Source organism: Vibrio sp. ECSMB14106, from assembly GCF_000972265.1.
Lineage (GTDB): Bacteria > Pseudomonadota > Gammaproteobacteria > Enterobacterales > Vibrionaceae > Vibrio > Vibrio kanaloae.
Window position 1 is genome coordinate 137,624 of record NZ_LAUM01000005.1, and the last position, 15,977, is coordinate 153,600.

The window sequence follows — 15,977 nt, forward strand, 5'->3', positions numbered from 1 at the left end:
ATTATTGCTCCTTACGCTGTGCTAGGAAATTGAATTGCGCAGCGGTTGCCAATAGGAACCAAGCGCCGTGAGGGATCCATTGCTCGCCCCAGCGCCAGTTTTGGAGCATGTCATCTTTTTGTGCTGGTGGATTGAACGCAATGTCTTGGTCATCTTCAAAGCCAGCGGTGATGCCGTTACAAATACCGCCTTTAGCATTGAAAAAACCAAGCTGCGGTAGGTAGTCAGGGTTGTTATGACCATGACCATCAAGCATGCACATGTGGTATGGGTTGAGCCCCAAGATCCAATCTAAGCTGTTCTGTGACAGCTGGATTAAACGCTTTTGCAGTTCGCTGTCTTGAATGTGTGGCTGAACTAAGTACGCCATGGTTGCGAGTGAACCAAGGCGAGCATTTTCGCCTTGCCACCAGTAGCCAGTTTCGTTCTTCTGAGCGACGAAGAAAGCATCGCGCTTATCACCATCAACATTTTTAACGTACTGTCTTGGGTAGCCAAATGGGTTGGTTACTTTATCGGTGATGCTGATTTCGAACTGACACGCTTGTTCAACAACAATGCGAGCTTGTTCTTTCAGCTCTCTATCGATTTCATTGTTGATGTACTCACACAGGGCAATTACTGGAAGGCCAGCTTCAGCGGCATGAAAGTATGGGCGAGAGCCATCAGTATTAGCTGACCAGAAGTGCTCAAATGAGTCATCTGACTGTTGGCGAGAGGTTAAACGAGTCGCCCAAGTTCTTGCTTCTGTTAGGTATTGCTGGTCTTGAGTTACGCGATACAGCTCATTGGCTGAGAGTAGGGCGCAATACTCATCGATGATGTTCTCTTCGCCATCGTTTAGGTATTGAAGGTTGTGTTCTTTAAGGTGCCAATAGCCTTTCGCAGCTGTATCAAGGTAGGTTTGGCTAGAGTAGCTGCCAGAGGCTTCAAGCTCAGATGCAGCAGCCAATGCTGCAATAGCAACACCTGCACCTTGTCGGTAGCCCGCTTGTAAGTCCGTTGATTTATGACCTTCTTGAGTCGCATAAGCGCAGATATCGCGTTGGTTGATATCTTTACTCCATTTGTCGAATACCGTCATATAGAAGTATCCGTCAGCGTCTTGCATGCGCACTAAGAAGTCGGCACCGAACAGAGCCTCTTCCGTTAGACGAGTCATGGAGAATTTTGGGAAGTCAGGGTTATTGATGGTTAAGCGCACGCTTTTAAGCATGTTCCAAACAACCATAGGAATCTGTTGAGGATTGAGGTAGTTACCATAAGATAGGTGGCTAAAGTACTTACTTACATCGCCTGATGCGTCATACCATCCACCGTGTACATCGACGTATCTGTCAGTGCCGAGAATTTTTGCTTGTCGATCTTTCTTGTCAAAAGTGCCGCCACAACGTTGTGACTTGAAGTAATGAAGCACATCAGAAAAGGTGTGGTTCATTAATAGGTTGCTCCCGATCTCGAACACTTCTGAGCGTAGGTTATCAAAGCGCAGGTAGTAGCGACCAGATTCAGTAACTGAACTGAAATCGATAGTGAAGAATTGTCCTTGATGCCAATTTGCTACATGGCCTTGTTTAACCACATCAAAACTTCCGACAGTCATATGGTTGTCAGCACAGACGAGTAAAGCCGTAGTGCTCGATAGACGAGCTTTCTTTGTTTGTAAGATAGCTTGCTTTGGGCCTGTGGACTCATAGCCAATATGGTTGGTCAATAACAGCATCAATATTCTCCGACAGTCCTAGTTTCTATTGGCTAGGTACTTGAATGTTTTGGATATAAATAGTTAGGGTCCGCAGACCCTAACTTGGACTTTATTGCTTAGCTTTCGTGTAGGTAACAACGTACAAAGTGGTTATCAGCTAACTGTGTAACTCCTGGCAGCTGTTCTTTACACTTGTCCATCGCGTGAGTACAACGGCCTGCAAATGGGCAACCTGCTGATACTGGTGTCCAAAGTGGGATCTCCCCTTTGTTACCTGCTAGTTGGTCGTGTATCGATTTCTTAGGATCTGGAACTGCCGAAACCAATAGCTGAGTGTAAGGGTGTTGAGGGTTAGCAATCACATCATCGGTATCGCCCCATTCCACCATGTGTCCCACGTACATCACTGAAAGATCTTCAGCAATGTAACGAGCGGTTGCGATATCGTGAGTGATGTAAAGAAGTGACATTTGCTTCTCAAACTTCATCTCTTCCATCAGGTTCAAAACACCAGCACGAATCGATACATCAAGCATTGAAGTTGGTTCATCAGCTAATACAACTTCGGCACCTACCGCGATGTTGCGGGCTAGGTTGACACGTTGACGCTGACCACCAGAGAGTTGGTGAGGGTATTTTTGCGCCGTCTCTTTTGGTGGGATTAAGCCTACTTGCTCTAAAAGATCGTAAACGCGTTCTTCTAACTCTTTCTTGTTACCCGGAGATACTTTCTTGTGGATCAACAGTGGTCGAGCAATGTGGTGGAAGATATTGTGCGTTGGGTTCAATGAACCAAACGGGTCTTGCCATACCATCTGCACGCCTTCACGGTAGTGCATAAGATCTTTTCTGCTTGAGATCTCTTGGATATCACGACCTTTGTATTCGATCGTGCCGCCTGAAGGCGCATACATTTTTGCGATCATTTTTGCGGTTGTTGATTTGCCTGAACCAGACTCACCAACCACTGCTAGGCCGCGGCTTTTGTACATCTTGAATGACACGTCGTTAATTGCACGCATCATTGGGGTTTGAATGGTGGTACTGCTTATTGGGAAGTCTTTTACGACATTCTTGCCTTCCACCAATAATTGACCTAAATCTTTGCTCATAATTGTCTCCAGAATCCTTATTCGCTTTGCTTGTTTTTAGGCGGTCGAGCCGCCTTGTTCGTTATTCACGCTGAGTCAGCGTGCAAGCTATAGCTTCCTTTGTACTATTGGGTCACCGTACAGGTGGCAGTTAGACAAATGTCCCGGGTCGATAGAACGCAGCTTGGTTGGCACCTTGGTACACGTTTCATGTACACGGTCACAACGAGCTTGGAAACGACACCCTTCAGGGATCTCTAACAGGTTCAGAGGGTTACCCGGAATACCTGCTAACTTTGTCTTTGGCCCTGTCAGTGGAGGGAAAGAACTTCCCAGCCCTTTGGTGTAAGGGTGGTAAGGGTTTTCTAGAATATCTTGAGAGTTAGCCACTTCGATTAGCTCACCCGAGTACATGATGCCGATGCGGTCAGAGAACTCGACCATCAATGACAAGTCATGGGTGATGAACAGAATCGAGAAGCCAAACTCTTCTTTCAGTGCATAGATCTTTTGTAGGATTTCGCGTTGTACAACCACATCAAGTGCGGTTGTCGGCTCATCCATGATGATCAGCTTTGGATTCAGTGCGAGAGCGATAGCGATAACTAAGCGCTGACGCATGCCACCAGAGAATTGGTGAGGGTAGTCACTCAATCGGCTCGGGTGAATATCTACGATTTCAAGTAGACCTTCAGCACGTTGTTGAGCTTGCTCACGAGTCATGTTGGTGTGACGCATAATTACGTCACAGAACTGCTCTTCCATCGGTAGTACTGGGTTGAGTGCGTTCATTGCGCTCTGAAATACCATCGACATCTCGCTCCAACGGAACGACTGCATACGGTCATCACTGTATTCCAGTATGTTTTCACCGTTGAAGATAACCTCACCACCACTGATGTAAGCGGGCGGCTTATGAAGACGCATAAGAGAGAAAGCGACCGTTGATTTACCACAGCCAGATTCACCAGCTAGGCCGAATACTTCACCTGGAGCGATGTCGAAACTTACGTTGTTACACGCACGAACATCGCCAGACTCTGTAATGTAATCCACGCATAAGTTGCGGATGGAAATTAGTGGTTCAGACATGATTATTTATCTCCGCTCCAAAGTGCATTTTGTGGTGGTAGTTCTGGTTCACGTTCTTCTTTGTCTTGAGCTGCTAGTTTCTTCCAACGCTTCATGCCTTTGTGAGAACGCAGTTGCGGGTTAGCAATTTCATCGACAGCGAAGTTAAGTAGAGCAAGGCCAGTTACAAGTAGTGTCAGTGCGATACAAGGAGCCAACAGTTCCCACCAAGCGCCAATCAGCATTGATGAAGAGGTTTGAACGTTGTAAAGCATGATGCCCCAGCTGATTGTGTTCGGGTCACCAAGACCTAGGAACGAGATGGTTGCTTCCATCATGATTGCGTACATCACCGAACCGATGAAGCTTGCGCCAACGATAGAGATAAGGTTTGGCAGAATCTCTACGAAGATGATGCGGAATGAAGATTCACCCAAAACTTCAGCGGCTTTTACAAACTCTTTTTCACGCAGTGCTAAGGTCTGGGAGCGAACAACACGGGCGCCCCAAGCCCAGGACATAAAGCCGATAACCAAGGTTATGGTGAGTGGCCCTGCCTCACCGATAAAGGCAGCTACTACGAACAGTAATGGGTATTGAGGGATTACTAGCATGATATTCATTGCGGCTGTTAGAACGTCATCGACACGGCCACCGAAGTAACCTGCAGAAACACCAATAACAGTTGCGAGTAAACATACTGTTAGACCCGCACCAAAACCTACAGCAAGAGATACGCGTGCGCCGTATACCACTTGAGACCAAACGTCACGACCCATACGAGTTGTACCTAGTACGTGGTCTGCCTTTTTGGACATGATCAATGTACGACGGTCGTCTGCTAGGTTTTGAGCAACCCAGCCATCAGGGTTAGTTTGTGCAGACTTCACCACGAAACCAGGATATTCGTGTGGGTTACCTGTACGCTTGTCTGGTACATGTTTAGTGATCAATGGAGCTGCAATCGCGCCAAGAATAAAAATACTTAGGATGATGACGCCTGTTAGGGCCATCGGGTTACGCCAAATGAGTTTTAGAAAGTCTTTCATGATTATTTACCACCCTTACGAAGACGAGGGTCAAGAACAACGTAAAGCATGTCTGCAACTAGGTTAAAGAACAGCATGAATAGCGTCATGATAAGCAGCTGACCTTGCAGTACTTGGTAATCACGAGCGTTAATTGCGTTGAAAAGTACGCTGCCAAGACCTGGGTAGTTAAAGATAATTTCGATAATTAACTGACCACCGATTGCCATACCTAGAGACATCGAAAGCGCTGTCACACTTGGTAGCATCGCGTTACGAGCTGCGTAATTGAACACCACTCGGTTTTCGCTAAGGCCTTTGCCTTTCGCCATTGTGATGTAGTCTTCGGCTAGTAGGTTGATCATGTTGTTACGCATGTTTACTAGGAAGCCACCAATTTGAACAATGGATGCACATAGCAAAGGTAAAAAGGCGTGGTAAGCGACATCTTTAATGAATGCCCAGCTTGTCCAATCTGGAATCGTACCTGCGGTATAGGCGTAACCTGTTGGGAACCACTTCAAGCCAATTGCAAAGGTAAATAGTGCAATCATTGCGATAACAACTTGAGGAACTGCTTGTAGAATCAGCATTCCTGGAGTTACGAAGGCATCGTATTTACTGCCGCGTTTCCACGCTGCGAAAATACCTAGGATTGAACCAATAGAGAAAGAAAGAATAACGGCGGTGCCTGCTAAGAATAGCGACCAACCAAATGCTCCACCCAACAGTGTATTAACAGAAAGTGGGTAGAATTGAATTGATGTACCAAGCTCCCAGCTTAGAATGTTCTTCATGTACGCTACGTATTGAACAAAATAGCCGCCATCAACGAAGCCTAATAGTTCTTTCATTGCAGCAATACGCTCAGGAGTAACTTGTACAGAAGCGTTCGCAAACATCATGGTAACTGGGTCACCAGGCATTGCTCTTGGAATAATAAAGTTTAACGTCGCTGCAACTAATAGCGCGACAAAATAAAATGACAAACGTCTTAAAAAATAACCCATAACTCACACCTTACTCACCCAGATTGTTTCCCTGTTTCTGGATTCAGGTCGCTCCTAGCGAAATTTGGAACGAAAAATCCCCTGACGACTAGCGCCATACTTTCAATTGAGAGAGTGGGGATTTTTATAAGCGGCGTAAGAGGTTACGCCGCAAGGATTGAACGATTACTTATTTAACTGGTTTTAGGTCCAGTACATGAAGTAGACGCTCTGGAATACCAGCCCAAATGTTTGGACGGCCTTTTGGATTTTCTTCGTTCCACCAACCAGTGAAGCGAGTTGTGTTGTATTGGTACATGTAAGCACCAGACATCACTGGGATTGTCACTTGGTCTGCAGCGATGATTTGCTGGATACCGTGTGCAATATCTAGCTGCTCGTTCTTATCAGCTGTTTTGTAGAAGCTGTTTAGAAGACCATCTAGCTTGTCGTTTTTGTAGAAGTGCATTGCGAAACGAGGCATACCATCACCAGATTGTAGTGATGAGTTGTAAGCACTGTTCCAGTACGTGTATGGATCCGCACCGTGGAAGTAGTTTGTGTATGCTACGTCGTATGTACCTTCAAGCATTGCTTGGTTGTAAACAGAGAAGTCAGGTGTACGAGCTTTCGCTTTAATACCGATTTCGTTCAGTTGTTCTACCGCTAGTTGAACTGTGTTGTTGAAGTCAGTCCAGCCGTTTGGCGATTGAATCATTAGTTCGAAAGACTTGCCTGATGGAGTGTCAACAAAACCATCTTTGTTTACATCTTTGAAGCCAGCGTCAGCAAGAAGCTTCTTCGCGCCTTCAGCGTTATAAGTGTTGAAGCCTTTGTACTTGTCGTGAGTTTTTTCATCAGACCAAGCTTCAAACGCGTAGCCAAGACCCGATGCGAAATCGTTCACAGTACCGCCGCCGTAGAATGCGATGTCGATGATAGTTTGACGGTCAAGAGCCATAGAGAAAGCACGACGGAAGTCAACGTTGCTCAATGCTTCATGCTTCGCAGCATCAGGGTGCTTGAAGTTAACGATGAATGCCTGTGTACCTGCCGGCGGGTACCAGTAGTGGTGTTTAGGGCTAGCTGCTGCGTATGTACGATCGATATCTGGAACGAAAGAAGACGTCCAGTCCATTTCACTGTTTACAACTTTACCTAGGAATTGGTCGTTGTTCGCAATTTGTGGAACACGTAGACAGTCAACATCTAGGTTGTCTGCATCCCAGTAGTTCGGGTTTGCACACTGGATGTATAGTTGCGCTGTAAACGTATCGATTTCTGTAAATGGACCAGAACCTACTGGGTTCTCATTGGTAAACGTTGATGGATCTTTAACGTCTTTCCAGATGTGCTTAGGTACTACAGGTACTTTAGCAATCTCGTAAGGTACGTTTGAGTTTGCTTCGGTTAGTGTGAACTTAACTTGGTTGTCGTTCAGTTTTTCTACAGACGTTACCCAAGAGTTGATACCAGATTGGTCAAGCTCTGGTTTCTCTTTTACAAGGTTGAAAGAAAAAACAACATCATCAGCAGAGAAAGTTTCTCCGTCAGACCATTTCACACCCTTACGAATGTCGAAAACAACGCTCATCAGATCATCTGACATCTTGAAGTTTTCAGCTAGACGGAACACTGGAGTGTTACCGTGCATTTCGTTAAATACTACTAGCGGCTCATACATGAAGTCAGTTGTAGTATGTAGGTTAGTAGCACCAAGGTACGGGTTAAAGTTACGTACGAATGTAGTGTACTCTTTCGGGTGAACGGTCAGTTCACTGCGTTCTGCAGCGGTTGCTACTGATGCAAAACCTGTTGTAGCAGTTGCAATAATTGCTGTTGCTATTGCTGTTTTTTTTATATTGGCAAGCATAGCTGTTCCTTACTATTTGCTTTCATTTCACTAATGGATTGAATGTTATCTGTCGCTAAATTTGCTTAGTAGATACACACTCTGGTTAAAGGCCTACCTCTTCTTCTTCGTTGCTCCAGATTCATCGCTGATTCCGAGAAGTGGTAAGAGTGGCCTGTAGGCCTTTGGCAGGAGTAAGAAAACACCTTATCGATGAATTAATCAAACTCGTTTCCCGTCAAAAACGTTAAAAATACACAACACCACGTCATTAACGTCAAAATAGGTTGCTTTGGTGGTTTTTTGTGCGCAATTGTTAAGGTGATGTGACTCGCATTTGGTTTTGAGGTTTTTGCTATTTGTAAGTAGTCACTAACGTTAAAGGCTTTTTATTATAATGATTTACCCTACGTTGGTATAATTGTAGATCTTGGTCACTTGCCAGTTTTACGTTAAATTTCCCTAGAAAATTAAATCTGCCGTTCTGTTGTGACTCGCTTCTCAAACTGCAACAAAGAGTCAGCTAACGGTCAGATATGATTGAGAATAGAACGAAAAGTACTGACGGTTACGAGGACGCACTGTCCGTAATTGGCGTTAACTCTTCCTTGTTTAAAGGCGTAAAAAAAGTGCGTTGCAAGTGTTGGGATTCTACTTTTTGTGATTATTAGGCGTACAAAAAAGCCCACGCTAGGTGGGCTCCATTATTCAAAGTATCGTGATGTTGGTTCAGGGTTTAACTGGTCAGTAGTTTCTGAAGTTTATCCCTTAGCATCTCAATGTGGGTTCTTTCTGGCGTCTGTTCTTTGCAGTGTTCCAGTATGAATTCGATTGAGCTCAGTACCGTTCGCCAGCGAGGCGTTTTCGGTAGGGTTTCTACGCGTAGGTATTTGTCTAGCGTTCGAGTTTGCAGCGTACTGCGGTCTAAGTAGACGCGCCACAAGCCACTCTTCTCGGCGAAAGCAAACTTGGTTTCACCAGTCACCGATTCCCAGTAGATGATGGCATTCGTCATCGCATCGACCAGTACCTCACGCATTAATTCCTGTTTATTTTTACCTTCACCGCTCGCTTTATCTGCGATACGAGTAAACTCACCTCCCAGCTCTTTCAGCTGTTGGAGCTTATCTTTGTCACCTTCAAAGGCGTAGCTTGAAAGTGCCTCAACCGCCGTTTCAAGGTTATTGACTCGGTTTGAGTTAACGCCACCACCCACATTGAAGATGTACATGGTGTTGAGCCCTGAGCCTTCAGGTAGCTTAAGGATATCACTTGGAATGCGCTGACGTGTGTCATCTATGTAGATATCAATATCACCGCAGTAGTGGGCTTGTTCTATTTTGAGGTACTTAGGAGCAATGATTTCGTCAGCCATTGAACGCTTAAGTTGCTCTTGCCCACGCCTAAAGAGTTTCGCTGCTGCTTCGTTGGCGAAGCGAATACGTTGATCATCACGAATACATATAATGGCTTCAGGGGCTGATTCTAACTGTTCTAGTAAACGTCCTTGTGTCTCTAGTAAATTAGCTTCAACCATGGCTCTGTGTTTAAGCTCTAGTTGCAGTTGGTCATTTTCAAGTCGTCTTTGCTCAGCTTTGCTTGCTGATAGGTGCGCAGTAATTCGAGCGGCTAACTCTTGTTTGTTGAATGGCTTGGATAAGTAGTCATTGGCTCCGACTTCGAAGCCTCGCACTCGGTCCTCTGCCTGGTTAAGCGCCGTAAGCATGATAATTGGTAACTGTGCATGGTCATATTGTTTACGCAGTGTCTCACAAACCTGGTAGCCACTCATACCAGGCATCATGATGTCGAGTAGAAGTAATTCAGGCTTCTCTTTTTCAATTATTTCAATGGTTTCTGGGCCGTCACATGCGGTACGAACTCGAAAACCTTCTAACTTCAAGAAACTGTCTAATACTCTTAGGTTTACTGGCTCATCATCTGCGATTACTAAGAGTGGGCCGTCAGGGTTTTCATTGATAACGCTGTCTTCTTGTTGAGTATTATCAATTAAATCTGGAGCTTGAAAGTGTGAGTAGTTGCCAGAATTGCTGTAGTTCTGCAATTCTTCTTGCGTAGCTAAAGGTAGCGTAAAGCTGAAGGTAGTGCCAAGCATCGGTTGACTACTTACGTAAAGTGACCCGCCCATAAGCTCAATCAGTTGACGGCTAATGGATAACCCAAGCCCTGCACCTTGACGATAGTTGCCTGCATCTTGACCTGCTTGAACTAAGGGTTCAAAGATGTGCTCTAGATACTCAGCGGGTATACCTTGTCCGGTATCAACAACTTGCACGCGAATGTTGTCGTCAATAACGCTTGCAGAGATGACAATCTTACCTTCTGATGTGTACTTGATGGCATTACCGACCAAGTTATACATCACTTGCTCAAGGCGTTGAGGGTCAGATGAAACTAGCCCCAAATCACTAGGAACTTGGTTAATAATGCGGATTGGTTTACTACCCAGCAGGTGATGTGACAGCTCAAGCACCAAGCTGGTGGCTGCAGACAGATCAACCGCAGATTTCTTTATATCCAAGCTGCCGTAGCGCATTTTGTGGTAATCAAGCAGGTCATCAACCAGTGTTGCTAGTCTCTGACCACTATTAATGATGATATCTAGCTGGTATTTCTGGTTAGATGGAATTGGACCGTTCGCACCAGATATAAGTGCTTCGGCAATACCAACCATCCCATGCAGTGGTGTTCTAAGTTCGTGTGAAGTCGTCGCTAAGAACTCATCTTTAAGTTTGTTGGCCAGTTGCAACTCTTCGTTTTGCTTTTGAATGGTCTTAAGGTTGTCCTCAAGTTCATCATTCTGGCTTCTTATCAGCTGCATCTTTTCGCGAATTGAGCGCTGCATTCGTTCGAAGCTTACGGCAAGGCGGCCTATCTCATCTTTTCTCTCGGTATTGATCATCGTTTCATCAAGATCACCAGCAGATACTTTCTCGGCTGCCCAAGTGAGTTTGAGGAGCGGCGATGTGATGAAGTTGGATAGGTAATGCGATGAAACAAATACAAGAATGATTGCAGTTAACATTACGATTACGAAGATCTTTTCTAGCTGGTGAATTCGGGCAAATGCTTCTTTCTCTGGCAGCTCGACAACGAGAGCCCAAGTTGCATATTTGAGTTCAATTGGCGTATAGGCAGCGATGATCGCTTGATCTTGAGTGTTATCGAACGTACCCACTGCAGTTTCGCCCGCAAGCGCTTTATCAACAACGTCTAGGCTTAAGTTGATCGATTCTTGCGAATGCGCAAGGCTACGCGGCAGGTGATCATCACCCACAAGCAGCGTCTGAATATTTGAACTCTTGTTGAGATCCGCGATAAGTTTCGTTATGCCGTTGATCGGTAATCTAAACATCGCATAGCTGTGCAGATAGCCCTGCTGTACGATAGGCGCACCTAACCATGCTGTTTGTTTACCATTCTCGTCTTTAAAGTCAGAGACAATAACAGGCGTGTAATCCTCATTAGATTTGCGTCGGTCGGTTACGTCTTTTTTTAGTTGTTGAAAGGTAGTGCCTAGGTTTGAATCCTTGTACTTACCTGTCAGTAAATTGGTGCCATAATCATCATGCTTAGATACGGAATAAGCGACGTTACCGTTGATATCAATCAATAAGATATCGTCAAAATCAGAGCGCTTAAGCAGTTCTAGGTAAGCGTTGTGGTAGCGTTTGTGTAGTAGGCGATAACGCTCACTGCCAATAAAACTGTTCGATTCTGGAAGAATAGATGTTTTGATTTGATCGCCTGATCCTTGAATATAACGCTGCTGTGCATTGCTACGTGCTTCGTCAATATCTAGGCCGAGCCTTTGAAATGCATTGATCAATCCATAGAATCGCCCACCACTGGCATTAGCCAGTTCTGATCGTACAAAGCCCATGACTTGGGACTCTTGAGCTTGAAGGTAATCGACGATTTGCTGTTGCTTAGTATCACGAACCGAAACAAGATGTGAGGTGCTTTGTTCCTGTAGATCTTGACTGTGCGACTGGAGGAAGAATATTGCGATTAGTGTCACTGGGGTAATACTGAGGACAAGAAATGCCAGCATTAGAGTATTTTGAAGGCGCTTAAACTTCTGCTTACGATAGAATCTAAACATAAATTGGGTACTACTTTCCTTTGATGTACTGCTAAAAGAGTCGAAAACAAGTACAGAGAATAGAATTAACGGGTTCCAATTTAACGAAATTAACGAGTTTTTTTACTTTGACAAGTAAGTGGTATTTAAAGCGTGTGCAAAAGCTCATTTTTATAAGCTTTTGATAAAAACATGAACAGAAAGCGCAGATAATGCCTCTGCGCTGTGTTGAATAGACTACTTATTTGCGTGGTAGATCGCGAATTTAGTGGTCTTATTTAGAGTCGCGCATTTTCCAAAAGATTGTTCAATAATTGGAATGTATTTTAAGAAGCTGTTCGCAACGATGAATAACTCTCCAGCACGCTTTAAGTGCTTCGGTGCCTGCGCCAGCAGAGTTTCCGTTGCACTGTAGCTGGTGTCTAAACCTGAGTGGAATGGTGGGTTACTGATGATGAATTGGTAGTCTTGTGCTGTATCAGAATAGACATCTGACGCGAAGACTTTACCTGTTAAACCATTCGCTTCCAGTGTTGCTTGGCTTGATGCCACGGCAAATGCACTGATGTCACACATTTCTAGCTCGATATCAGGGTTACGAGACGCCATTACTGCACCTAACACGCCGGCACCACAGCCAAAATCCAGTACCTTGCCTTTTAGTTTTGGCAAAGTATCCAACAGCAGTTGGCTACCCACATCGAACTCACCGTGGCTGAATACGCCAGGAAGACTTTTTACGGTAAGTGATTGCTCACCAATGTTAACTGTGTAGGTTTTAAACCAGTCTTGTAAGTTGAACGCTTGTGGCTGTTCGAAGCATTGGCCCCAGTAGAAAGAACAGCGACGCGCTGAATCGTATTTTACGACCTTGCCGTAAGGCGCAAACATCTTCTCAATACTTTTCACACCAGAGCGGTTTTCACCGACAACGACAATCTCTGTGTCCTTACCTAGCTTGGCAAACAGCATCGCTAACAAATACTCCGCTTCTGCCTTGGCTTTCGGCCAGTAGAGCATCACTAAGTCAGCTTTGGTCTCTTCGGTAAACTCAGCACCGTAAAAACGTTGGATGGTGCTACAACCTTCAAGCTGACGGTAGTAGCTGTAATTAGAAGTGAACACAGAGACAGATTCACAATGCTTCGCTAATTCAACAGGGAATAAGTCTTCGGCCTCACCAGCAACTAAAACATGTTTGCCTTCAAAGTAGGCGAGTTGACGCTGAGCAATCTGGCTTGGGGCAATGTAGGCGGACATAGGACACTCTATTGAATTGTTATCAAAAAATGAGGGCGGATTTTCGCATAATCCGCCCCAAGCTTGAAGTGTTTAATACGCGTTCGGCAGCAAGTTGTCTAAGAATCGGTTAACTCTTGTCTTGCTGGTTTAAAAAGTCTTTAAACTCTTCATCGTAGATATTGAATAGGACAATCGTTATAGCAAAAATCAACGGGCCATAGATAAGACCAATCAAGCCAAACAGTTGAATACCACCCAATAGTGAGAAGAAAATCATCAGGGTGTTCATGCCTGCGCTGCCTTGCATCAGAAGAGGACGCAGAAGATTATCAATTGAACCAACAATTGCCACACAGTAAACCGTTAGGAAAATTGCCCATGTGGTATCACCTGTTAGGAATAAGTAAGTTGCGGCTGGAATCCAGATTAGCGCCGTACCGACTACAGGGATGAAAGAGGCGAAGCCCATCATGGTGCCCCAGAATAGACCAGGGAAACCGGCGATCCACATGCCTAAACCACCAGCAATACCTTGTGCGATTGCGGTTAAGAATGACCCCATTACGGCAGACTTCGATACTTGCTCAATCTCTGTTAGAAGTTTGTCTTCTTGGCTACGAGACAATGGAAGAATATGACGAACGACGCTGATGATTTTATCGTGGTCTCTTAACAAGAAGAACAGAACAAACAGCATCAAGAAAAAATCCATCAAAAAACTGGTCGCATCTCCCAAAATCTTGGCACTGATCCCCACCAGTTTTGAACCAAAGCTAGTCGCGAACTCACCGACTTTTTGAGCGATGGCTTGAGGCTCAATGTTGTCAAAAGGGAGGTAGTTATTTACAAACGACAGCGCTTTGACCACCAATGGATGGGCAAATAGAGTTTGAATGCCACCGTGTGTTACCCATTGATAGGTGTTTTGAGAAAACAGAGAACCTTGTTGAACAATTGCAGCAAACACTGCTAATAAAGGAATAACGATAATAAAAGTCAGTATCACACAAGAAAGCAATGAGACGATGTTTTTTTTCTTTGGTATCTTTCTTTCAAGCCACTCGTGGATCGGGAACATCAAAAGTGAAATGATAAATGCCATTATTATTGAGTTCACATAGGGTTCGATAAGCAGATAACAAGCAAAAGCCGCCGCGAGTAGGGCTATTATGATCACCCAATGGCTAGAATTAATTTTAATTTCTTCTGACACGATAATGGTCTCTATATTGGCATTCTAAGTTTATAATGGCTGCAAAACAGAGAGTTAGCAATGAGGAGTTTTGATTATGGGGTGCTGTGACAAAGATAAGAAATGCCAAGACGAAGAACAGCAAATAAAAAAAGAGATCCCGTGGTTCAGAATGTTCCTTGGTACGTTGATGCTGTTGGTTTTCCTTTTTTGGGAACGTTAGACGCTTTTTGTTAAGTTTTCGAACAAATTGACGGATAATCTAAGTGGAAATACTCGAGGCTGAATAACTCGGCGCACTAAAAAGGGCTGCGTTAATGCAGCCCTAAATTCAATCGGTTAGCGACTTATAAAGGACTTTCGATTAATTACTTTCAGAAGCAATGATCGCGAAACAACGGTCAGCCGCTTCTAGTGTCGCATCAATCTCTTTTGAACCATGAGCCAGAGAAGTAAAGCTTGCTTCAAATGCTGATGGGGCAAGATAAACACCATGCTTAAGCATTAGGTGGAAGAAGCGCTTGAAGCGTTCAACATCACACTTAGTTACATCTTCGTAGCAGGTTACGGTTTCTTGATCTGTAAAGAAGAAGCCGAACATACCGCCAGCTTGGTGTACAAGTAAAGGAATACCGTGCTTGTCAGCAAGCTGCTTGAAGCCATTCGCTAGTTGTTTCGTTTTCGAAGCTAGACGTTTTTCGTTACCTTCTTCTCGTAGAAGGTTCAAACATGCGTAGCCAGCTGCCATTGCTACAGGGTTACCTGAAAGCGTCCCCGCTTGGTAAACTGGGCCTGTTGGTGCGATGTATTGCATCACTTCTTTGCGACCACCAAAAGCGCCCACAGGCATACCGCCGCCGATCACTTTACCAAGGCACGTTAGGTCTGGCTTGATGTTGTAGTAAGCCTGCGCACAGCCTTCAGCAACGCGGAAACCTGTCATTACTTCATCAAAGATTAGCAATGCACCTTCTTGGTCACAGATTTCACGTAGACCTTCGTGGAAGCCTTCTACTGGTGGGATACAGTTCATGTTGCCCGCCACTGGCTCAACGATGATACATGCGATTTCACCTTTGTTTGCAGAGAATAATTCACGTACTGAATCTAGGTTGTTAAACGTTGCCGTTAATGTCAGCTTAGCAAAATCAGCAGGAACACCTGGAGAGCTTGGTTGACCTAAAGTCAATGCGCCAGACCCCGCTTTTACTAGTAGGCTGTCTGCATGGCCATGGTAACAGCCTTCAAACTTGAGGATTTTGTCACGACCAGTGAAGCCACGAGCAAGGCGAATTGCACTCATTGTTGCTTCAGTACCCGAGCTAACCATACGTAGCTGTTCCATTGATGGAACCATCTCAGATACCAGTTCAGCCATTTTGATTTCAGTTTCAGTTGGAGCACCGAAGCTAAGGCCTCGTTGAGCTGCTTCAATGACTGCATCACGAATAACAGCGTGGTTGTGACCCAAAATCATTGGACCCCAAGAGCCAACGTAATCGATATATGCTTTACCATCAGCATCAAAAATAAGTGGGCCATCAGCGCGTTCAACGAAGATTGGCGAACCACCTACGCCATTGAATGCACGAACTGGAGAGTTTACGCCACCAGGAATAGTTTGCTGTGCTTGTTCGTATAGCTCTGCTGATTTGGTCATTGATATATCCTCTTTTGACTGTCGGACCAATTGGCACGCATT

The 15,977-nt window shown here is 44.8% G+C and carries 11 protein-coding genes; 1 reads left to right on the top strand and 10 read right to left on the bottom strand.

Annotation, left to right across the window (positions count from 1 at the left end; all coding sequences use genetic code 11):
• Position 1 precedes the first annotated feature (1 nt).
• The 9 genes from WR49_RS05420 to WR49_RS05460 form a co-directional block, all read right to left on the bottom strand.
• Positions 2–1,723: a glycoside hydrolase family 9 protein gene (locus tag WR49_RS05420; protein WP_046223337.1), complete on the bottom strand. Its 1,722-nt coding sequence runs from the start codon at positions 1,721–1,723 to the stop codon at positions 2–4.
• 98 nt (positions 1,724–1,821) lie between these two features.
• Positions 1,822–2,817: an ABC transporter ATP-binding protein gene (locus WR49_RS05425; RefSeq protein WP_017056646.1), complete on the bottom strand. Its 996-nt coding sequence runs from the start codon at positions 2,815–2,817 to the stop codon at positions 1,822–1,824.
• 87 nt (positions 2,818–2,904) lie between these two features.
• Entirely contained in the window at positions 2,905–3,888 is a 984-nt protein-coding gene (locus tag WR49_RS05430) for an ABC transporter ATP-binding protein (RefSeq protein ID WP_017056647.1), read from the bottom strand.
• Positions 3,889–3,890: 2 nt separating this feature from the next.
• Positions 3,891–4,916, bottom strand: coding sequence for an ABC transporter permease (locus tag WR49_RS05435; protein WP_017056648.1), 1,026 nt, complete (start codon positions 4,914–4,916; stop codon positions 3,891–3,893).
• A gap of 2 nt (positions 4,917–4,918) precedes the next feature.
• Entirely contained in the window at positions 4,919–5,905 is a 987-nt protein-coding gene (locus WR49_RS05440) for an ABC transporter permease (RefSeq protein ID WP_017056649.1), read from the bottom strand.
• Positions 5,906–6,074: 169 nt separating this feature from the next.
• A complete protein-coding gene (locus WR49_RS05445) occupies positions 6,075–7,757 on the bottom strand; it encodes an ABC transporter substrate-binding protein (RefSeq protein WP_017056650.1) in 1,683 nt (560 codons plus the stop codon).
• Between the two features lie 715 nt (positions 7,758–8,472).
• Positions 8,473–11,862 carry a response regulator gene (locus WR49_RS05450; protein ID WP_046223338.1) on the bottom strand — a complete coding sequence of 1,130 codons (3,390 nt, stop codon included), beginning with the start codon at positions 11,860–11,862 and terminating at the stop codon, positions 8,473–8,475.
• A gap of 216 nt (positions 11,863–12,078) precedes the next feature.
• Complete coding sequence (gene rsmC / locus WR49_RS05455; protein ID WP_046223339.1) at positions 12,079–13,101, bottom strand: 16S rRNA (guanine(1207)-N(2))-methyltransferase RsmC; 1,023 nt, start codon at positions 13,099–13,101, stop codon at positions 12,079–12,081.
• A gap of 109 nt (positions 13,102–13,210) precedes the next feature.
• Entirely contained in the window at positions 13,211–14,296 is a 1,086-nt protein-coding gene (locus WR49_RS05460) for an AI-2E family transporter (RefSeq protein WP_046223340.1), read from the bottom strand.
• Between the two features lie 76 nt (positions 14,297–14,372).
• Between WR49_RS05460 and WR49_RS21695 the strand changes: the two genes are divergently transcribed.
• Positions 14,373–14,498 (top strand): hypothetical protein, encoded by a 126-nt coding sequence (locus WR49_RS21695; RefSeq protein WP_017056654.1) that lies wholly within the window; start codon positions 14,373–14,375, stop codon positions 14,496–14,498.
• A 141-nt stretch (positions 14,499–14,639) separates the two neighbouring features.
• Here WR49_RS21695 and hemL read toward each other — a convergent pair whose 3' ends face one another.
• Positions 14,640–15,935 (bottom strand): glutamate-1-semialdehyde 2,1-aminomutase, encoded by a 1,296-nt coding sequence (gene hemL / locus WR49_RS05470; RefSeq protein WP_017056655.1) that lies wholly within the window; start codon positions 15,933–15,935, stop codon positions 14,640–14,642.
• Positions 15,936–15,977: the final 42 nt, after the last annotated feature.

Coding starts and splice junctions, on each gene's coding strand:
- WR49_RS05450 (WP_046223338.1), bottom strand. CDS start 11,862: ATGTTTAGATTCTATCGTAAGCAGAAGTTTAAGCGCCTTCAAAATACT.
- WR49_RS21695 (WP_017056654.1), top strand. CDS start 14,373: ATGGGGTGCTGTGACAAAGATAAGAAATGCCAAGACGAAGAACAGCAA.
- hemL (WP_017056655.1), bottom strand. CDS start 15,935: ATGACCAAATCAGCAGAGCTATACGAACAAGCACAGCAAACTATTCCT.
- WR49_RS05445 (WP_017056650.1), bottom strand. CDS start 7,757: ATGCTTGCCAATATAAAAAAAACAGCAATAGCAACAGCAATTATTGCA.
- WR49_RS05435 (WP_017056648.1), bottom strand. CDS start 4,916: ATGAAAGACTTTCTAAAACTCATTTGGCGTAACCCGATGGCCCTAACA.
- WR49_RS05425 (WP_017056646.1), bottom strand. CDS start 2,817: ATGAGCAAAGATTTAGGTCAATTATTGGTGGAAGGCAAGAATGTCGTA.
- WR49_RS05420 (WP_046223337.1), bottom strand. CDS start 1,723: ATGCTGTTATTGACCAACCATATTGGCTATGAGTCCACAGGCCCAAAG.
- rsmC (WP_046223339.1), bottom strand. CDS start 13,101: ATGTCCGCCTACATTGCCCCAAGCCAGATTGCTCAGCGTCAACTCGCC.
- WR49_RS05440 (WP_017056649.1), bottom strand. CDS start 5,905: ATGGGTTATTTTTTAAGACGTTTGTCATTTTATTTTGTCGCGCTATTA.
- WR49_RS05430 (WP_017056647.1), bottom strand. CDS start 3,888: ATGTCTGAACCACTAATTTCCATCCGCAACTTATGCGTGGATTACATT.